Genomic DNA, 20,061 nt, shown 5'->3' on the forward strand with positions numbered 1-20,061 from the left:
GTTACCTCGTTGCAACGTTATGGCGAACCAAAAATAAAGAAAAATACGGCCCCGCTTCATGCGCCAACTTAGTCACGTCGTTCTCGATAATCTGTTGCTCACGGCTAATATATTCTAAATAGCTAGCATCTTGCATCCGTCCTGTTGCTGCCAATGCAGCTAAAATACGCGGACGAGATTGACCAGCCTTCATAATTACCACACTGTTATGCTCGCTTAAAGTTTGACGCAAAAATTCATCGCTATGACGGCCACTCACTACGGCAAAAGAATCTGTTAATGCCGTCAGAGGACTAACTAATGCTGATGAAGCCGCATTAATAGATGTAATACCAGGTACCACTTCACAAACAAATTGTGCTTCTAAGCGCTCTAGCAAATAACTAAATGAACCAAAGAATAACGGATCACCTTCACAGATGAACACGACATCTTTACCCAGCTCTAATTGCTGCTGAACACGTGCTGCGCCATCATCATAAGCTTGATTAGCCAAAGTGCGATCTTTACTCATAGGCATCACAATGCCGATCTCAATGGCTGGTGACTTTCTTGCGTCTATGGCGTCACTGGCAATCATTTTTGCCTGCGAGATATTATCGTTATTGGTTAAATAACAGATCACGTCTACTTTCTGCAGTAAACGAAAGGCTTTTAACGTCATCAGCTCTGGATCACCTGGACCAACGCCAACACCAATTAATTTACCTGGCTGGTTATTATTCATTATCTGCTTCTTCATATTTGGTAAATTTAAATAAGGTCACGGGAAGATTCGGTTTATACATTAACTGACCCGCTAATTTAGTGCCCTTGCTAATAGCGACTTGCAAAGTTTCCGTTTGCTCATCAGGCAACTGCTGAGCAAAATGCTGTAATTGGTATTTGGTCGTTTCAGTTACCGCACTAGCAACCAATACGCCACCAACGGGTAATTGCTGCCAACTTAGGGCTAATACCGACGCTAACTCACCATCACTGCCACCAATAAATATTTTATTCGCTATTGGTAATGCAGCTAATTCAGCGGGAGCTCGGCCTGTAATAATGGCTAAATTAGCCACCACACCAAAGCGCTGTTGATTTGCAACCAAACATCTTAATCGGGCTGAATGATGCTCAATTGCATACACTTTCGCGTCTTGCTGCCAATAGGCCAACTCAACCGCAACCCCACCACAGCCCGCACCGATATCCCAAATAACATCGCCTTTAGCAGGTTGCATCAGTGACAAGAGCTGCAAACGTACTTCACGCTTGGTGATCATGCCCTTGCCCGCTTCCCGGTCGGTCACAAAACAGTGATCTTCAATACCGGGAAAATTAGGCAATACGCCACCAGCGCCAAGCGGTTCAACCACAGATACATGTAATGGGTCAAAGCTTAAGTCCGGTGCTGCAATTAACTGCGCGACTGTAAACGCGCGAATACGCTGTTGGGCATAACCCAATAATTCACACACCCAGATAACCGACTGTGCAAACCCCGCATTCATACATTCTTGGGCTAAATGCTGAGGCTGACTGTGCTTATCTGTCAGTATCACTAAGGTTTGTTTAGTTTTAAGACGGGTACGAATTTTAGCAAGAGCTCGTCCGTGTAAACTTAATACTTCAACATCTTGCAGTGCTAAACCTAATGCGTGACAAGCCGCCTGAATACTCGAAATACCAGCATGAAACTGTAAATTTTCTTTACCAAATTTAGTCAGTAACCAACGACCAATACCATAATGTAATGGGTCACCCGAGGCTAATATCACCACACGCTGTTGCTGACATGAATCCAATAGCTCAAACAGCTGAGATAAAGGCGGTAACAGCACTTGTTTAGGTTGAGAATAAGATGTCTGCTTATGGTCGATATGACGCGTTAGCAATTGACTAATAACGGCTAATTGACGGTCAGAACCTATAATCACCTCAGCTTGCTGTATCGCTTTTTGTGTTGCGGGTGTTAATAATGCATGCTCTGCCACACCCAAACCAACCACATCAATACAGACTCGGCGACTTGCCTTATCACTATCTTGCATCATTTAATACCATTCGCCATTTACGCAACGTAACAAGGCATTTAAAGTCGCAGAGGTGACCGCACTACCGCCCTGACGACCGAGCAGCGTAATGCATTCAATCCCCAATGCTTCATGGGCATCCCATAATGCTTGTTTAGATTCTGCGGCACCAACAAACCCCACAGGCATGCCAATAATCAATGCCGGTTTTGGCGCACCATTGGCAATCATTTCTAATAATCTAAACAATGCAGTTGGAGCATTACCGATGAGGACAATGCTGTTAGCCAGATCTTGTTGCCAAAAGTCTAACGCAGCCATGGTACGAGTTTCACCTTTTTGTTTTGCTAAAGGAGGAACACGCGGATCATTAAGATAGCAAAGCGGTGGTTGCGAGATCATGCGCTTGGTAATACCGTGACGCACCATTTCTACATCACATAGAATAGGCGCTTGTGCATTAATAGCTTCGATGCCACTTGTGCAAGCATTACGGCTAAAATGAACTTGCTCACTTACCTCTGGCATACCAACACTGTGCACAATACGCATAACAACTTGTTGCTGCTCTTTGGTTAAATGGTCTAATGCGGTTAATTGGCGGATTTGGCGAAAGCTTTCTTGCTCAATTTCCTGTGGTCTAACTTCGTAATTATAATCCATATAATGCTGCTACTGCTTTTGTTAGTTGGTTAAACCAAGTTATAAATTAATCGGTTAAAAATTGCTGACAGACAAACGCATGACATTCGTCTCGGCTTATAAATTCAACATCCGCTGGCGGTAAGCTTGGTCGTGTTTGCATAAATACCGGTATTCCCAATATTCGAGCTGCGGTTAACTTTGCGATAGTCGAATCACCACCACTGTTTTTCGTGATCAGCGCATTGATACCATAATGTTCAAACAAGGTAATTTCATCATCAACAGCAAAAGGGCCAATAGCTTTTATCCACTGCATTGCAGGTAATAATGTCGCTTTAGGTTCAACTGCCGTGCGCACCAATTGTGGTAATGAGGCCAAAGAAGAGTCGGATAATAAGGTCAATAATTGCGGTTCCAACTGCCCAACAGTAAAGAACGGACGTAGCTGACAGGCCTGTTCCGACGCGAATGAAACTTGTTCTTGTAACAAGGTTAATAATTGCGGCCAAGTCGTGAATGACAGCCAGTTATCATCGTAATCATTCTCCCATTGTAGTCGATGAAAACGCCAATAAGGAATATCACAATCTTTAGCAATCTGTGCAGCAGTGCTACTCATCTTCTGCGCATAAGGATGGGTCACATCTAAAATTGCAGTAATATTTTGTTCTCGAATATAATGCTGTAATCCGCCAAACTGACTAAAACCACCGCTGACTATTTCACATCCGACATTCGGTACACGCACGAGTCCCGCGACGCTATAAATCAGTGGTATATGACTGGCGTGTAATTGTATTGCCAGTTTTCGGCCATCGGCAGTACCACCGAGTAATAATAATTTCATCCTGATTAATGATGATCAGCAAAGCCAATCAAATCTCCCTGTCGGTTAATAACCCATATTTCTAATTCTGTATGTGCCGGTATTTTACTGCTGACTTGCATGAATGCAGCCTGACACACAGCTGTGGCCAAATCAATTTTATGAGTATAACAATGGTTTAACGCTTCAATCGAAGTATTTGAATTGACCATCATTGTCATCAACTCAGGACTCGCACCTTGCTGCTGGGCAAGCTCTGCCAAAAAAGGTAAATCAATGGAAGAAACCTTACTGTGCAGGTTCCATTTACCCATGGCTAATTTACTTATTTTACCAAAACCACCACAAATGCTCAGTTTACTCACGGGCACTTTTTTGATGTGCTTTATTACAGCACCAACAAAGTCGCCCATCTCAATTAACGCGATATCAGGCAACTTATAATAGCCTTTGATTGCATCTTCACTGCGATTCCCTGTAGATGCTGCAATATGGGTGTAACCATTCGTTGTTGCGACATCCATTCCTTGAAAAATAGACGCTATATACGCAGAACAGGAAAAAGGGCGAACAATACCAGACACACCTAAAATAGATAAACCACCAACAATGCCCAAACGCCCATTCATGGTTTTCAATGCGATCTGTTCGCCATTTTCAACACCGACCGCTACTTCAAAGCCACCTTTATAATCGTGTTCAGCCGCCATAAATTGCAAGTGTTCAGTCATCATTTGGCGTGGCACCGGATTAATTGCCGGTTCACCCACAGCCAGAGCAAGTCCTTCACGAGTCACGATGCCAACACCTTTAGCAGCTTTAAATACAATGCCTGATTGTGACGTTAGCGTTAACTCAACAAATACTGTCGCACCGTGCGTCACATCAGGATCATCACCCGCATCTTTGATCACATCAGCACGCGTACTCAAGGGGGACAAAAAATGGTATTGAATAATACTAAGATCAACGACCTTACCTTTCGGCAGTGTCACATTGACTGTATCCGTGGTTATTCTGCTAAATAAATGGTCTGCTGCAGCAACACAACAAGCTGTAGCACAACACCCTGTAGTAAGGCCGGTTCTCAGTGGTTGTTTATTTTCTTCACTTTCTGGCCACATAAGATTAAACCGCCTGATACAACCAGAAACAGCCTAACAAAGTTGAAGCTAAGGCGATCACGCGACGACTCCAATAAAATAACATGTCATACCGCTGTTTTAATAACCCTTGCAGTGAGCCAAGACCTAAACCAAACGCCATCATAGATAACATAACGCCAACCGAGAACATCAGTAAATAACCGATAACCACAGATAATTCAGTTTGTCCGATAGCTGGGATCAACGCCAATGCAGGAGCACTCCCCGCTAAACCATGTAAAACGCCAACCATCACAGGTAAATGACCATCTTTGGTAGCCGCTTGTTCAGCTTCTTTACCATGCTCATCATTGTGCCAATGACTATGCTCTACATCTCCATGACAGTGTTTAGTCATCACTATTTTTTGTTGTCTAAATTGCCAAAATGAATATAAACCTAACACAATAAGTAATACGCCAACACTCATCTCTGCGACATGAATGAGTGCTTCTGGTAATGCAATACCAAGACCAAATAACAGCAAACCACTTATAACCAATACACCGCCATGACCAATCGCCCAGTTCGCACTGAACAATACCGTACGACGTAGGCTGGGTTTCTGATTACTTAAACCGGAAACAGCCATCACATGATCTGCATCCAACGCATGCATCATACCTAAGGTAAAACCCAATAAAATAATCGGTAACTGTTCAATTAACATAAGTCTAAAGCTCCTTAAAAAGTGCTGCGATAGCCTGTGGATTGGATGGGAAGAATAAATGTAAATAACTCGCGGTGATATTACCAACGCGATAAATAGACTCACCCGGCGCCGGATGTTTAGGACGACGACCGGTCGCAATTGGCTCTGGCGTATCAAAACTCAATGAACGATGATGAGAGTGACCACGAATATCACCTTCCGGTAATGGTGCCGTTTGCATTCCTTGACAACCACCACGTTCACGCATTTGACCTTTACCTTTCAGTAACCCCAACATAGTAAATGAATTATCCTGTAAGTCGCCTAACGACTCAAGGCAATATAAAAATCCACCACATTCAGCCAAAATCGCTTTGTCAGTTTGCGCAAAGTTACGAATCGATTGCAACATAGATAAGTTACTTGTCAATTTATCTACATGCAGTTCTGGATAACCGCCCGGTAACCACAACGCATCAGCTTCCGGCATCACGTCATCATGCATAGGTGAGAAAAATACATAGCTCGCACCCAGATCAGTTAGCAAGCGTAAATTAGCATCATAGATAAAGCTAAACGCAGTATCTTTCGCGATAGCAATTATTTTTCCGGTCAATACTGGCGCTATTGGTAATAATTTACCCTCAGTAACAGGATGAAACTCAACCGGCTTTATCACGTCAAGAATATGCTTTAAGTCTGACGCTTCAATCCAATCGATCCCAGCGGCTAATTTTTGTTTCAATTCTGCTTGGATTTCTTCAGCTTGCACCAAGCCGAGATGTCGCTCGGGTAAAGTGATGGTATCTGTGCGTTTTAATGTACCAAGTAAAGGTAAGCTTGCAGGCAGAGCATCACGGATCAATTGCGCATGGCGTTCACTGCCACAATTATTGGCAATCAGTCCGGCCACATTAAAATCATCGCGGAAATTAGCCAAACCCACAGCGATTGCCGCAGCCGTTTGCGCCATACCTTTTACGTCCATCACAATCGCAATCGGAATACCAAAATGCGCAGCAAGATCGGCACTTGATGGATCACCATCAAAAATTCCCATCGCCCCTTCGATTAAAATAATATCGGCCACCAGCGCCGCTTCATACATTTTTTGCTGGCAATATTCAGTGCCCCCCATCCATAAATCTAACGGTTCGACTGGTTGTCCAGATGCCTGCCGTAGTATTTGTGGATCGAGATAATCAGGACCCACTTTAAATACGCGCACAATTTTACCTTGCTTTGACAGCATTGAGGCCAATGCGGCAGTGATCGTGGTTTTACCTTGGCTAGACGAAGGTGCCGCTAATATTAGTGCAGGACAAAGAACTCTGGTCATTGATAATAACTCTTACAACAAGTGGTTATGTTAGGAAATACAGCTATTTATTTAAGCTAAATTTAAGCCGGTAGTACTAAATATTCACAATCGAGCTGCTGGGCAATTTCAGATCCACGGCCCCGTTTAATAGTACTGTCTTCAGTATCTATCAACAAGGTATGACCCGCTAATTTAAGATCATCAACATCTTGGTTAATGCGCCCATCAGTCAGTACATAATTACGAAAGGCTAAAGCGCCTTGTTGTTTCTGGCTATTGACTTGATAGGTACGCACTTGCGTTAACATTTCTCTGATTGGCGTTCCGCCACCAGCAGTAATACCATCAAGCCACTGCTGAATATATTTCGGCGCTTTTTGTTTTGGCATAACCGTTTCAATTACATCGTTACCAAAGCCAAAAATACACAATAACTCACGTTGCTTATAAGCCTGCTCTGCAATGTGCATAATGACCGCTTTTGCACGAGATAATTGCAGATTTTTTAATGTTGAACCCGAGGTATCCAACAAGATCATATGCAGTATTGGCTGGCCCATTTTGGCTTTTTTAAAGCGTAAACCCGCTGGCGGCCAACGTCCTAATGACGAAACTAAAGTAGCAAACCAGTCAGGTGAATGGGTTATTCTCTGACTGATCTTTTGCCCACCCAACACTGCACCGTTATGACTTTTTGATGTTAAAATAAGTTTATCTATTAGTTTTTTTTTAGCGTCTAGCGCTTTAACCGAAAGCTCTACAACCTGAGTGTTTGCCATCGGCTGAGAAACCGCAGGCATACTTCCCCACTCGCTATTTTCACTTTGCTGCTGCGTATTCGTTCCAGTCTGTTCTGGTAAAGACGATGGCCGCGAGGATGATGAATCAGGACGAGAAAATGGTGGTGGGGTTGATGGTTGTTGCTTATTTTGATTATTATTAGGTGGCGGAGGGGATTGCGATGAACCAGTATTACGACGGTGATTTAACACCAAGTCTTCAACAGCAAGAATATCAGTTTTCGTTACTTCGGAATGACCTTGCCAAGCCGCATGAGCAAGTGCAGTTTTAAACCAAACTATATCCGCACGTAGGCCATCAACATGCGCCTCATGACAACGCTGAGCAATAAACTGGCGTAATGCCATAGAACAACTAACTTGCCCCAGTGAAGCCTGTGCGTTAGCAATATCTTGTTGTAACTGCTGCTGTTGGTCTGCATACTTAGCTATGAACGCGTTTGGAGCTTTATCAAAATCTTCACGTAAACAAACAATTTCAACCCGTTCGTTAATACTGTACTGTGCAGATAACTCGACAGATAAACCAAATCGATCTAACAACTGGGCACGTAATTCCCCTTCTTCAGGGTTCATTGTGCCTAACAATATAAAGCGGGATTCATGTTGATGGCTGATCCCATCACGCTCAATATAATTAATACCACTGGCTGATACGTCTAATAATAGATCCACCAGCGAGTCAGCCAATAAATTAACTTCATCAACATACACAATACCCTGATGAGCCTTGGCAAGAATACCGGGTTTGAAGTTAACTTTTTGTTCGCTTAGTACCGACTGCAAATCCAGTGTTCCCACCAACATCTCTTCTGTCGCGGATAGAGGTAAGTTAACAAGGTTTTGTAATTCACTCGGTAATATATCTGCAAAACCACGGGCTAACGTAGATTTAGCAGATCCGCGCGGGCCATTCACTAATACCCCGCCAATACCGGGATTAATCGCCGCAAGGATCAGTGCTGTCTTAAACAGTGACTGACCCGACACGGCCGTAAATGGAAAATTAACTCGGGACATCAAAAATATTTAACCTTTCTCTTATTTAGCGTCACTAATGTTGGCATAAAAAGCATAGGCACGTCATTGTGCAGATGATGAATAAAATAAAATACTGTTTTAAAGGGCTAAAAAGTACTAACTGTCATGATAATATGCTCGTAAAACTACACTTATATAAGCCTCATATAGCCGCAAAATAATACTATTATAGTAGCTAACAAGCAAGCAAGCCCCCCGTTAGCTAACGATATAAACTCATCCACTATCAACAAGATAATTAACATTTACAGCATTAAACACCAAAAGAAAGACTAATGGTGAATTTAAAGGCCGTAATTAAAGGAACTCACGATTCAAAACTTCAAACCCGAATCTGATGATTGTTCAGAGTTTCACTATCATGATAAAATTATGACTTATTATATCTCGAAATATGTTGTCTAATTAATCATGAAAACGTTATTTTTTCTCGCCCGTCATGGTGAAACTCAATGGAATAAATTACAAAAACTCCAAGGGCAGCTAGACAGCCCCCTGACAAAAACAGGCCTAATACAAGCTAAAAGCCTCGCCCAGCTATTAGAAACACCAGTAATAGATCGTATTATTAGCTCCCCACTACCACGGGCGGAGTTGACCGCCAATATCATTAATCAAACACTTGCTCTGCCGCTGCAACAACACCCAGCACTTATCGAACGACACTTCGGTGATTGGCAAGGATCACTCATTACTGACGTCAACACACATTCCGATTACAATAATATATTCTTGCAGGTGACCGCAGATGCACCACCCAATGGGGAAACTGGCGAAGATTGTGCGCGACGTTTTAAAAATGCGTTAATTGAAATTGCCGAAACCTATCCACAACAAGCAATTTTGATCATGACCCACGGCGATATTTTACGTTGTTTCTTAGAGCAGGTTAATCAAAACTCCGCTAATGATGAACTGCCGCTGTACGCGAATTGTTGTGTATCTACCACAGAGTTTGATCATCTCGAACAGTCTTTTTCTATTAGCGATATATTGCAAGCATGAATGATTATATGAGCGTCAGCTTGATACTTGCTGCAGCATTTATACTGGATATTTTACTGGGTGAACCACATCGTTATCACCCCTTGGTAGGCTTTGGTAATATCACCAACAAGTTAGAGCGTTTGTTAAATAAAAAGAGTAACAATAAAAGTAATAAACCTTGGCAAGCCAGATTATTAGGCACCTTTAGCTGGGCTTTACTCACCCTTCCCCTACCCTTGGGATATTACCTATTGCATCAAGATACGTTCCTATTCTGGTGTTTAGACGCTGTTATTGTTTATTCTGCCATTGGTTATAATAGTCTGGTTAAGCATGCCAAACAGATAGCTGTTCCCTTGAACAATGGGGATATTCAACAAGCTCGGCATTTTTGCTCATACATAGTAAGCCGAGATACCAGCAATCTAACCGAACAAGAAATTGCACGAGCGACCACTGAATCCGTATTAGAAAATGGCCATGATGCGGTCATCGCATCATTAGTTTGGTTTGCCATTGGCGGTGCCCCCTTAGTTATCCTACACCGATTGGTGAACACACTTGATGCCATGTGGGGTTATAAGAATCCACAGTTTTTATATTTTGGTTGGTGTGCTGCTAGAATGGATGATTTACTCGGTTGGCCAACCGCGAAAATATCGAGTTTACTGTATGCAACTCAGGCTTTATTGACTCGCCATACCAGCATGTTCAACGCGCTACGTAACGGCTTATGCCAAGGTCGACAATATAAAAGTTTAAATGGTGGTTGGGCAATGGCAACAGGGGCTACCGTATTAAATATTTCATTGGGTGGACAAGGAATTTATCATGGAAAAATAATTGAATCTGTCACCCTAGGCCAAGGCCCGCAGGTAAATACTGCAGATATAGAACCCAGTTTACACTTAGTGCGTAATGCAGCGATTATCTTTATCATCAGCTATTTCTTCATTAGCCTGATTACTCATATGTAACTGGTTACTCTTATATCATTGATTATATTTAACAACGCAATCACTCTTGTTCAAATAGATAATATTTAACAAATTGTAAACAAGGAATTATAGATGACATTAGTCCACGGAGGGCAACTGCAACAAGTTGCACAACAATACGCCAGATCCATTAACGACTGGCTAGATCTCTCCACAGGTATTAGTCCATCTAGTTATCCAATACCAGCAATTCCAACGTATATTTGGCAACAGCTACCACAACCGAGCCAATCACTCATTCTCGCTGCCAGACACTATTATAGTACTAACAATATTGTTGCAACCAGTGGCAGTCAGGCCGTGATAAAGCAACTACCCAGCATATTTAAACAACACGTAGCTGAACATAGTACAGGTAAAATAACGGTATGGTTACCGCAAGTCGGTTATAAAGAACATGAAAGAGCATGGCGTGAACAAGGTTTTACTATTCAACAATATGTTGATTTACCAACAACAGAGCAATTAACTGCAAACTGTATTGTCGTGGTGATCAACCCTAATAACCCGACGGGAGAACTGCTCTCCCGTAATACGTTACTGGCATTACTCGATAACATTCAAACGCTAAAAGGCTGGCTAATCCTTGATGAAGCCTTTATGGATGTAGTAAAACCAAGTCAGTCGATTATCGTGCACACAAATAATCCGCACCTATTGGTATTACGCTCAGTGGGTAAATTTTTTGGTTTAGCAGGGATCCGCTTGGGGTTTTTAAGTGCACATCCGCAGTGGTTGCAAGCATTGGCACAATTATCCAGTCCGTGGGAAGTCAATGGGCCAGCACAATATATTACCGAAATAGCCTTGCTAGATACGCAATGGCAGCAACAGCAATCATTAAGCCTAACCACCTTATCCACCGCACTCGAACAATTATTAATGACGACTTTTGATTGTCCTATTGCAGGCTCTGCATTATTTAAAACAGTGCAGCTAGATAACGCTCAGGATATATATACATTACTGTGCCAGCAAGGAGTCTATGTACGCTTATGTGATGAGAAAAATGCGCTACGATTTGGGATACCAGACGAAAGTGGATTAATAAGACTAACCAAGGTACTTCAGCAATTATTCTGAGGCCATGGTTGTTACAAGTGAATGGAAAGAAAATAGGTTTAAGCTTATTTAATATTTATCAAAAGAACCAAACATCTATTAATATCATTATTTACGGCTATTAACCTGAAACTCAAGCTCACCAGATCAGTAAAAAATTAAGTTTTTAATTTATAAGCTGTAACGTTTAATATTTAAGGCCACCTCAATGTTTTAAAGTAGGGTTTTACGCTGAAACTATTTCAATTATATACGTTATACCCTTTATATTCTTTATATTAAGTTGAATGTGCTTTGTATAGGCACAACCTCTATTGTATCAAAAAATATCTGTTATCCTCACTTTCTTTATGAAATTTAGTTATATTTTCTAGCCCAACATCGAGATAGTCATGATTACAGATATAACCATTGATGGTATCAAAGAAAAATGTTTTATTTTAAATAACAAAAAAACCATGCCTTTAAATATTAAAACTATTGATCTACATCTATCTGAAAAAGTTCAATTTTCTTCCATTATTAAAACAAACGAAGAAAAAAATTTATTTATGAAAATAACGACTACTAAATATGGTAATACGAATAGTAAATTAAAGTTTTTTTTTCGTGAAATTATTGCAGAGCGCTTATTCCTAAACATTAAAACAATTAGAGAATTTAGGAATATTAAAAAACTTCATAAAATTGGTATTAATACACCTAAGGTTTATGGTGCAGGTTTTTTCATTACCAACATACGCAAATATTCAGGGGCCATAATTTACGAAAGAATTCATAATCAAGTCACCGCTAAAGAGTATATGTTGCGAGATGAGTCTGAAGAAAATAAAACTATATTGTTAGAAAATATATATTGTGACTATAGAAAAATGTCAAATAAAGGAATTCATTTTTACGATTTCCACTTAAGTAATGTGCTAGTAGATACTGAAACGTTAGATATTTATTGGATAGATCCAACATTAAGAAGAATATCTTACTTTTAATATTGGTTCTATCCAATGTTAAAAGATTCTATTGCGATAACGGATAAATATTACCCAGTAATATTTATCCGTTATGCGGATTCTAACCTTTGTGTTTAATAGGCTCTATACAATAATGGCGTAATTAAGCAGGCGTTTTACAAGAGCGCTTTATTTTAATCGAGAAAAACCCGCGTCTAAATCAGCAATAAGATCTTCAACATCTTCCAAACCGATATGTAAACGTACCAATGTACCAGTGAAATCGACATTGCCAGCAGGACGAATACGGTTAAGTTCAGAAGCTTGGTTAGCTAAGATTAATGACTCATAACCGCCCCACGAATACGCCATGCTGAAATGGGCAAAGTTATCTAAGTAGTTAGCTAGCTGTTCTTTGCTCAGTTGCTCTTTAAGAATGAATGAGAATAAACCATTACAACCCTTAAAATCACGCTTGTAAAACTCATGCCCTTTACAACTTGGTAATGCAGGGTGATTAACACGTTCGACTTCTGGACGGGTGCTTAACCAATTCGCCACTTTAATACTTGCCGCTTCATGCTGCTTTAAACGAATACCCATAGTACGTAAACCACGGCTCGCCATGTACGCTGTATCAGCATCAACCATTTGACCCATTAAGTATGACTGTTCACGTAATTGTGCCCAGCAACGTTCATTCGCAACGGCTGTACCTAACATGTAATCAGAATGACCAATAATATATTTGGTGCCAGCTTGAATTGAAATATCAATATCATGTTCAAAGGCTTTGAATAACACGCCTGCCGCCCAAGTATTATCTATCATGATAATAACCTCTGGATTTACCGCACGAACCGCTTTTACAATTGCCGGAATATCTTGTACTTCCATGGTAATTGAACTTGGTGACTCTAGAAATACCACGCTGGTATTCGCCTGCATTAATCCTACAATACCTTCGCCTAACATAGGGTCATAATATGTTGTCGCTACGTTCATTTTAGCTAACATGACATTACAAAAATCTTGCGTTGGTTCATAGGCAGCACTCGTCATTAAAATATGATCTCCAGCGCTCACAAATGACAAAATAGAGTTAGTGACAGCAGCTGCGCCACAAGGATAAAGGGCACAACCTTCGCCACCTTCAAGCTCAGTCATAGCTTGTTGTAATGAGAAGTGAGTTTGCGTACCACGGCGACCGTAAAATAACTCACCGTCAGCACGTTTTGCTGTTGCTGCTTTTTTCGCTTTAACTGAGTCAAATACAATTGATGATGCGCGCTGAACAACGGGGTTCACTGCACCGTGTGAGAATTTTTTATCGCGTCCTGCCGAGACAAGCTGCGTAGCTAATTTATTTGAACTCATATTAATGTCTTTCCCTGCTCATTCGTATTTTTATAAAATGACTATCTATAAAAACACATTAGCGAAAGATAGAGTGACAGGCAATAAATAATATTAGTTGTGGCAGGATAAAAACAAAACCCCGGCCCAATTTTCCAAAGAAAATCAAACTGGGGTTTAATCGTACTTGTTAGCAATCGAGCTTTAGAAAAGACTTTTACTACTTACGACTCTTAGCAGCTTCGCCTTGCTTGTCAAAATACTCTTTCGTTAGCTTGAATACCACAGGGCTCAGTAGCGCTAGTGCAATCAAGTTCGGCAGTGCCATCATTGCATTCAGCGTATCAGCAAGTAACCAAACAAAGCTCAGTGAACTTGTTGCACCAATTGGCACTGCAATGATCCACAAAATACGGAATGGTACAATTGCTTTAACACCAAATAGATATTGCACACATTTCTCGCTGTAGAAACTCCAGCCAAGGATAGTAGTGAAGGCAAATACTGACAGTGCAATCGCTACAATATAGTTACCCACACCAGGTAATGCACTTGCAAACGCTGCAGATGTTAATGCTGCCCCCGTATCGCCCGATGTCCAAGCGCCAGTAACGACAATCGCAAGACCCGTAATAGTACAAACGATAAGAGTATCAATAAAGGTACCTAACATAGCGATAAGACCCTGCTTAACCGGATCATTGGTTTGTGCAGCAGCATGCGCAATTGGCGCACTACCTAAACCCGCTTCGTTAGAGAACACACCACGTGCGACACCAAAACGAATAGCAGCCCAAACAGCAGCTCCGGCAAAACCACCTTGTGCAGCGACTGGTGTAAATGCACTTTCAATGATTAAAGCAAATGCGGCAGGAATTTCACTCGCGTTCATTATCAGCACTACACAGCCAGCGCCAATATAGAAAATAGCCATTAACGGTACTAATTTACCCGCCACATCAGCGATACGCTTAACACCGCCCATCAGTACTAAACCAACGAGTACCATCATCACTAAACCAGAGACCATTGGTGGGATACCAAAACTACTTGATAAAGCATCGGCAACTGAATTTGATTGCACTGTGTTACCAATACCAAAACCAGCAATTGAACCAAAGATAGCAAACGCAGTGCCGAGCCAAGCCCATTTACTGCTTAAACCATTTTTGATGTAATACATTGGTCCACCAACGTGGTTACCATTCTCATCCGTTTCACGATATTTAACTGCACATACAGCTTCGGCATACTTAGTTGCCATGCCCACTAACGCAGTACACCACATCCAAAATAACGCACCTGGTCCACCTAAAAAGATAGCCGTTGCCACACCCGCAATATTACCTGTACCAATAGTGGCAGAAAGTGATGTCATTAGCGCATTAAATGGTGTAATTTCACCTTTGTTTTTGTCGCCTGACGTCGTTGAACGTCCGGCCCAAAGTAGCTTAAAACCGGTCCCTAATTTTAAAATAGGTATTAATTTCAACCCTAAAGATAGGAATAGTCCTACCCCAAGGATCATAACGAGCATAGGTACACCCCATACAACACTATTTACCGCAGAAATAAACTCTGTTAAAGCTTCCATCAACATCCCTTCCTTAAGACTAATGATAATGTGAAACGCACATTATCAGGTTATATACCCAACAAACAGATAAACATAATACCCACAACTGATTAACATGCAACCAAATATCGTACAGTTAAAATAACAAGACATTATATTTCAAATGAAATAAGTGCAACAGAAAGGCTATGAATTGATTCGTAATATTCATAAAAATCAGTCTCAGCGCCTTCCAGCACAGGCTTTAACAAGAAAAAAACACAGTGTTATATACATTGCTATCTGCAATCTAGAAAAAACAGTTAAAAAAAACAGTTAAAAAAAACAAAAAATAAACACTCAGTTAACAATTTGAACATGTAAATATATAAAAATAGGTAAAAAGGTGACTTAATAAAAAAGACAGTCAGTCATCTTTAATGGAGTATAAGGTTAGGTCATGGATAATTTAAAAATGCAGAATAAATTACTACTGATTGCGATAGTTCCTATGGTTATTTCATTGCTAGCCACATTAGCAATAATTACTAATTTACAGACTAACTCAGTAACAACCATGATCCATGATCATGAATTGCTACTACGCACAGAACGACAAAAACAAATCAGTGATGCAGTAAAAATAACACAAAAAATAGTGCAACGAGAAATTACTAACGCTAAGGCGCAGAATATAACCCAAAAACAAACATTAGCAAACGTACGAGATATCCTTAAACACGCACGTTATGGTGACAAGAACCTTAGCTATTTTTTCATTTACGACAGTAAAGGAATCAATATCGCTGATGCAAGTAACGAAAAAAACCAAGGACAAAACCGATTTTCACTAAAAGATAAAAACGGCGTTTTACTTATTCAAGAATTAATAAAAGCCAGTCAGTCAGGTGGTGGGTTTGTTGAGTATGTATATCCTAAGCCAGGTACTGATACATTACAGCCTAAGTTAAGCTATTCCGCACCGATTACAGGCACAGATTGGTTTATTGGAACTGGTGTATATGTAGATGATATTGCTAATGATTTAACTACTTTTAGCCATTCAGTGTGGCAACAATTTTATACGCAAATAAAATTAGCGATTACGAGTGCCATTATACTCGTCATACTAACTAGTTTATTTATGTTATGGATTGCTAAACGTCTGGCAAAACCAATTAATGATATGCTCAATACGCTCAATGATATTGCAGATGGCGAAGGTGATTTAACCCGTCGATTAGATATCAAAGGAAGTGATGAAATAGCTTTACTTGGTGGTGCATTTAATCGTTTCACCACTAAATTACAACATATCATTAGCGCTGTGGCTGATGTCACCCATCAAGTATCAGACTCTGCCAATAACCTCAGCCAACAAACTAAAAAGACCACGGAACAACTAACGATCCATAATAATGAAACAGATCAAGTGGTCACTGCTGTCACCGAAATGAATGCAACAGCAAATGATGTTGCAGAAAACGTCATTCAAGTCGCCGATGCAACACAAATGGCAACGAAGGATTCTTTATTAGCGCAAAACAATGTCAGAACGTCTAGCACAGCCATCACTACTTTGGTTGATAATGTAGAGCAAGCTAGCGGGTACATGAGTTCCCTACACGACCAATCGCAAAAAATTGATCATGTATTACAAGTTATCGGGGCGATTGCCGATCAAACCAATTTACTCGCACTCAATGCTGCAATTGAAGCAGCCAGAGCCGGCGAACAAGGTCGAGGCTTTGCGGTTGTCGCAGATGAAGTCCGCAGCTTAGCAAGTCGCACACAAGAGAGCACACTAGAAATCAAGGTTATGCTCGATGGTTTACACCAATTTGTTGCCCAAGCCGTGAGTGCGATGAAAACCAGTCAAGAGACCAGCACCCACGCGATGCAATCATCAACCCAAATCAGCGGTAGCCTATCTGCTGTCACCGATGCTGTTGATGCAATTAATGAAATGACAAACCATATTGCTACAGCCGCAACAGAACAAAGCTCGGTAACCGATGAAATTAATCGTAACATGGTTAATATCCGTGATGTGGTCGCGCAACTACTAGAATCAAGCCATGAAACAACACAAGTTTCTACAGATTTATCTACCGCAGGAGAACAATTAGAAACATTACTTAGCCAATTCAAACTCGCATAAAGTGAATACAGCAAGGGTATGTGGATTGTTATTAACACCGGTAAAGACGCCGGTATGGTATTCATGATCTAAAATAGAGTTAATATGATTGTGAGGTATTACCTATGTATTACTGGCTGATAAGCATATTACTACTCTACAGTAGTATGCTAAATGCTAACCTAGCCGAACCTTCAGGAGCGGCCATTAATAAAGGTGGTACTCCAGTACCGGTATTAACAATCAAAGGCGCAATTGGTCCCGCAGTTAGCCATTACCTTACCAGCGAAATTGGCCACGCAAATAACCTGAAAAATGCTGAAAGAAGTGATAATGGTCATTCGACACCACCGTTAATCATCATTACCATCGATACTCCAGGAGGCTTAGTATCGAGCTTACGGGATATTAACCAGGCGATATTAAACTCAAATGTTCCCATCGCCTGTTTAGTGCATCCACCAGGAGCTAGAGCCGCCAGCGCTGGGACTTATATTCTCTATGCCTGCCATATAGCTGCAATGGCAACCACGACCACATTAGGCGCTGCAACGCCAGTCAGTATAGGTAACCCTTTACCTACAGGGGATAAGAAACCAGCAAACCCTTACCAACCAACAACCGAGCCAACACCTAGTACAAAACCAGACTCCAAATCAGATTCACCGAACACCGACACCGAAGAACAACAGCCCTCGCCCACATCATCTGATTCACCACAAGTGACTGAAAAAAGTGCCATGGAAAAGAAAGTGCTCAATGATGCAGTTGCCTATATTCGTTCATTAGCACAACTGCGTAAGCGTAATGTCGAATGGGCTGAATTAGCGGTGACAGAAGCCGCAACCTTAACGGCGGTCGAAGCTCTGGATAAAAACGTGATTAATCTGTTAGCGCAATCACCACAGCATCTCTTGCAAAAACTTGACGGTCAATACATAACCATCAAACAACAGCAAAGACTACTAACATTAACTAACAGTCCACTAGAACTACGCCAGCCTAATTGGCGCAGTAACTTTATTGGCACTATCACCGACCCTAATATTGCTTATATTCTGATGCTAATCGGGGTATATGGCATCTTACTCGAATTTTATAGTCCCGGTGTTGGGATCGCAGGTGTGACAGGTTCAATTTCCTTGTTTATTGCACTGTACGCCTTCCAGCTGCTACCCATTGATTATGTCGGATTAGGTCTCTTATTACTGGGGATAACCTTACTTGTTGCAGAATCTATGTCACCCAGTTTTGGTATCTTTGGACTCGGTGGAATTATTGCTTTTACACTCGGATCGATATTTTTATTTGATAGCGATCTGCCGCAATTTCAAGTATCGCTACAACTTATCGCTGCCGTGGCTGTACTCTCACTACTGTTTTTTATCTTTATATTTGGCTACCTCTGGAATATGCGGAAAAACAAAGTAGTCAGTGGTAGAGAAGCATTAATTGGTACTGAGGTAATCATAGATAAGGGCTTTATCGGCCAAGGGTATATTAATATAAACGGTGAACGTTGGTCAGCTTATTGCCCACACCAATTAATCACAGGGCAAGTAGTACAAATAGATGGCATTGATGGTTTAACGCTAATCCTATTGCCAATCTCTGAATCGGAGGTTAACGATGCAAGCAATCCTCAATAGCGGTATGCTATTTACTGGTGCAATTATATTTTTATTGCTCCTGTTAATCATTAGTATGTTTCGGATCTTACGTGAATATGAACGTGGGGTTATCTTTTTCCTTGGCCGTTTTGAAAAAGTAAAAGGGCCTGGTTTGATCATTGTCATCCCAATAGTTCAACAAATGGTACGTGTCGATTTACGTACTGTTGTCATGGACGTACCGAGTCAGGATGTCATCAGTAGGGATAATGTGTCAGTACGGGTTAATGCCGTCATTTATTTCCGAGTGATTGATTCACAAAAAGCCATAATCAATGTCGAAAACTTTCTGCAAGCCACCTCACAATTGGCGCAAACAACACTGCGCTCAGTATTAGGTCAACATGAACTGGATGAAATGTTAGCTAACAGAGAAATGCTCAATGTCGATATTCAGGCAATCTTAGATTCACGTACCGATGGTTGGGGGATCAAGGTATCTAATGTGGAAATCAAGCATATTGATTTAAACGAAACCATGATCAGAGCCATCGCACGTCAAGCGGAGGCAGAGAGAACACGACGGGCAAAAGTTATTCATGCTTCAGGGGAAATGGAGGCATCCGACAAATTAGTCCAAGCTGCGGCTAAGCTAGCCCAAGAACCAAATGCGATCCTACTGCGTTACCTTCAAACGCTAACTGAAATCGCCAGTGAGAAAAACTCCACTATCTTATTTCCAATGCCGACGGAATTACTTGCTAATTTAATGCCCAGTAAAACAGATAAAGCTGATAGTAAAACAGAGAGTAATAATAACGAGTAAATAGAAGGCGCCCTTGTTACGACTCATTACAACATGGATCGACGTGGTGGTTCCAGCTAAATTTATTTGGTGATTGTCACTTTCATTATTGATGTCTTTAGTCACCTCAACTCAAAGATTGTTAGCTTA

17 protein-coding genes are annotated in these 20,061 nt (G+C 41.1%); 7 read left to right on the forward strand and 10 right to left on the reverse strand.

Annotation, left to right across the window (positions count from 1 at the left end; all coding sequences use genetic code 11):
* Window position 1 precedes the first annotated feature (1 nt).
* The 8 genes from cobI to BT797_RS09810 form a co-directional block, all read right to left on the reverse strand.
* A complete protein-coding gene (gene cobI / locus BT797_RS09775) occupies window positions 2-727 on the reverse strand; it encodes a precorrin-2 C(20)-methyltransferase (protein ID WP_045111635.1) in 726 nt (241 codons plus the stop codon).
* A complete protein-coding gene (locus BT797_RS09780; RefSeq protein ID WP_045111636.1) occupies window positions 720-2,039 on the reverse strand; it encodes a bifunctional cobalt-precorrin-7 (C(5))-methyltransferase/cobalt-precorrin-6B (C(15))-methyltransferase in 1,320 nt (439 codons plus the stop codon). Before BT797_RS09780 ends, cobI begins: the two co-directional genes overlap by 8 nt.
* Window positions 2,040-2,681 (reverse strand): precorrin-8X methylmutase, encoded by a 642-nt coding sequence (locus BT797_RS09785; RefSeq protein ID WP_045111637.1) that lies wholly within the window; start codon window positions 2,679-2,681, stop codon window positions 2,040-2,042.
* Window positions 2,682-2,727: 46 nt separating this feature from the next.
* Complete coding sequence (locus tag BT797_RS09790) at window positions 2,728-3,510, reverse strand: precorrin-6A/cobalt-precorrin-6A reductase (RefSeq protein ID WP_045111638.1); 783 nt, start codon at window positions 3,508-3,510, stop codon at window positions 2,728-2,730.
* A gap of 5 nt (window positions 3,511-3,515) precedes the next feature.
* The gene (locus BT797_RS09795) at window positions 3,516-4,613 is read right to left on the reverse strand and encodes a cobalt-precorrin-5B (C(1))-methyltransferase (protein WP_045111639.1); all 1,098 of its coding nucleotides are present in this window, start codon (window positions 4,611-4,613) and stop codon (window positions 3,516-3,518) included.
* A gap of 4 nt (window positions 4,614-4,617) precedes the next feature.
* Window positions 4,618-5,304: an urease accessory protein gene (locus BT797_RS09800; protein WP_075471892.1), complete on the reverse strand. Its 687-nt coding sequence runs from the start codon at window positions 5,302-5,304 to the stop codon at window positions 4,618-4,620.
* Between the two features lie 4 nt (window positions 5,305-5,308).
* A complete protein-coding gene (locus tag BT797_RS09805) occupies window positions 5,309-6,625 on the reverse strand; it encodes a cobyrinic acid a,c-diamide synthase CobB (protein ID WP_045111641.1) in 1,317 nt (438 codons plus the stop codon).
* A gap of 62 nt (window positions 6,626-6,687) precedes the next feature.
* Window positions 6,688-8,427, reverse strand: a complete 1,740-nt coding sequence (locus BT797_RS09810) for an ATP-binding protein (protein WP_075471894.1) — start codon at window positions 8,425-8,427, stop codon at window positions 6,688-6,690.
* A 432-nt stretch (window positions 8,428-8,859) separates the two neighbouring features.
* Here BT797_RS09810 and BT797_RS09815 point away from each other — a divergent pair, with 432 nt between their 5' ends.
* The 4 genes from BT797_RS09815 to BT797_RS09830 all read left to right on the forward strand — a co-directional run bounded on the left by BT797_RS09815 (window position 8,860) and on the right by BT797_RS09830 (window position 12,484).
* The gene (locus BT797_RS09815) at window positions 8,860-9,453 is read left to right on the forward strand and encodes a histidine phosphatase family protein (RefSeq protein WP_052678386.1); all 594 of its coding nucleotides are present in this window, start codon (window positions 8,860-8,862) and stop codon (window positions 9,451-9,453) included.
* 8 nt (window positions 9,454-9,461) lie between these two features.
* On the forward strand, window positions 9,462-10,412 hold the full coding sequence (gene cbiB / locus BT797_RS09820; protein ID WP_075471900.1) for an adenosylcobinamide-phosphate synthase CbiB: 951 nt from the start codon (window positions 9,462-9,464) through the stop codon (window positions 10,410-10,412).
* Window positions 10,413-10,505: 93 nt separating this feature from the next.
* Complete coding sequence (gene cobD / locus BT797_RS09825) at window positions 10,506-11,516, forward strand: threonine-phosphate decarboxylase CobD (protein WP_045111643.1); 1,011 nt, start codon at window positions 10,506-10,508, stop codon at window positions 11,514-11,516.
* Between the two features lie 371 nt (window positions 11,517-11,887).
* A complete protein-coding gene (locus BT797_RS09830) occupies window positions 11,888-12,484 on the forward strand; it encodes a lipopolysaccharide kinase InaA family protein (protein ID WP_045111644.1) in 597 nt (198 codons plus the stop codon).
* Between the two features lie 150 nt (window positions 12,485-12,634).
* Here BT797_RS09830 and metC read toward each other — a convergent pair whose 3' ends face one another.
* Together metC and BT797_RS09840 are read right to left on the reverse strand one after the other, a co-directional pair.
* The gene (metC, locus tag BT797_RS09835; RefSeq protein WP_045111645.1) at window positions 12,635-13,822 is read right to left on the reverse strand and encodes a cystathionine beta-lyase; all 1,188 of its coding nucleotides are present in this window, start codon (window positions 13,820-13,822) and stop codon (window positions 12,635-12,637) included.
* A 199-nt stretch (window positions 13,823-14,021) separates the two neighbouring features.
* Window positions 14,022-15,395 (reverse strand): alanine/glycine:cation symporter family protein, encoded by a 1,374-nt coding sequence (locus BT797_RS09840; protein WP_045111646.1) that lies wholly within the window; start codon window positions 15,393-15,395, stop codon window positions 14,022-14,024.
* A 421-nt stretch (window positions 15,396-15,816) separates the two neighbouring features.
* Between BT797_RS09840 and BT797_RS09845 the strand changes: the two genes are divergently transcribed.
* The 3 genes from BT797_RS09845 to BT797_RS09855 all read left to right on the forward strand — a co-directional run bounded on the left by BT797_RS09845 (window position 15,817) and on the right by BT797_RS09855 (window position 19,932).
* Window positions 15,817-17,517, forward strand: a complete 1,701-nt coding sequence (locus BT797_RS09845; protein WP_075471896.1) for a methyl-accepting chemotaxis protein — start codon at window positions 15,817-15,819, stop codon at window positions 17,515-17,517.
* A gap of 104 nt (window positions 17,518-17,621) precedes the next feature.
* Window positions 17,622-19,145 (forward strand): NfeD family protein, encoded by a 1,524-nt coding sequence (locus BT797_RS09850; RefSeq protein ID WP_075471898.1) that lies wholly within the window; start codon window positions 17,622-17,624, stop codon window positions 19,143-19,145.
* On the forward strand, window positions 19,126-19,932 hold the full coding sequence (locus tag BT797_RS09855) for a slipin family protein (RefSeq protein WP_045111647.1): 807 nt from the start codon (window positions 19,126-19,128) through the stop codon (window positions 19,930-19,932). The genes BT797_RS09850 and BT797_RS09855 overlap by 20 nt, the downstream gene beginning before the upstream one ends.
* Window positions 19,933-20,061 lie beyond the last annotated feature (129 nt).

This window comes from Moritella viscosa (genome assembly GCF_900120065.1).
GTDB classification, from domain to species: Bacteria; Pseudomonadota; Gammaproteobacteria; order Enterobacterales; family Moritellaceae; genus Moritella; species Moritella viscosa.

Coding starts and splice junctions, on each gene's coding strand:
- BT797_RS09815 (WP_052678386.1), top strand. CDS start 8,860: ATGAAAACGTTATTTTTTCTCGCCCGTCATGGTGAAACTCAATGGAAT.
- BT797_RS09800 (WP_075471892.1), bottom strand. CDS start 5,304: ATGTTAATTGAACAGTTACCGATTATTTTATTGGGTTTTACCTTAGGT.
- BT797_RS09855 (WP_045111647.1), top strand. CDS start 19,126: ATGCAAGCAATCCTCAATAGCGGTATGCTATTTACTGGTGCAATTATA.
- BT797_RS09850 (WP_075471898.1), top strand. CDS start 17,622: ATGTATTACTGGCTGATAAGCATATTACTACTCTACAGTAGTATGCTA.
- cobI (WP_045111635.1), bottom strand. CDS start 727: ATGAATAATAACCAGCCAGGTAAATTAATTGGTGTTGGCGTTGGTCCA.
- BT797_RS09785 (WP_045111637.1), bottom strand. CDS start 2,681: ATGGATTATAATTACGAAGTTAGACCACAGGAAATTGAGCAAGAAAGC.
- cbiB (WP_075471900.1), top strand. CDS start 9,462: ATGAGCGTCAGCTTGATACTTGCTGCAGCATTTATACTGGATATTTTA.
- BT797_RS09845 (WP_075471896.1), top strand. CDS start 15,817: ATGGATAATTTAAAAATGCAGAATAAATTACTACTGATTGCGATAGTT.
- BT797_RS09840 (WP_045111646.1), bottom strand. CDS start 15,395: ATGGAAGCTTTAACAGAGTTTATTTCTGCGGTAAATAGTGTTGTATGG.
- BT797_RS09780 (WP_045111636.1), bottom strand. CDS start 2,039: ATGATGCAAGATAGTGATAAGGCAAGTCGCCGAGTCTGTATTGATGTG.
- BT797_RS09805 (WP_045111641.1), bottom strand. CDS start 6,625: ATGACCAGAGTTCTTTGTCCTGCACTAATATTAGCGGCACCTTCGTCT.
- BT797_RS09830 (WP_045111644.1), top strand. CDS start 11,888: ATGATTACAGATATAACCATTGATGGTATCAAAGAAAAATGTTTTATT.
- BT797_RS09795 (WP_045111639.1), bottom strand. CDS start 4,613: ATGTGGCCAGAAAGTGAAGAAAATAAACAACCACTGAGAACCGGCCTT.
- BT797_RS09810 (WP_075471894.1), bottom strand. CDS start 8,427: ATGTCCCGAGTTAATTTTCCATTTACGGCCGTGTCGGGTCAGTCACTG.
- cobD (WP_045111643.1), top strand. CDS start 10,506: ATGACATTAGTCCACGGAGGGCAACTGCAACAAGTTGCACAACAATAC.
- metC (WP_045111645.1), bottom strand. CDS start 13,822: ATGAGTTCAAATAAATTAGCTACGCAGCTTGTCTCGGCAGGACGCGAT.
- BT797_RS09790 (WP_045111638.1), bottom strand. CDS start 3,510: ATGAAATTATTATTACTCGGTGGTACTGCCGATGGCCGAAAACTGGCA.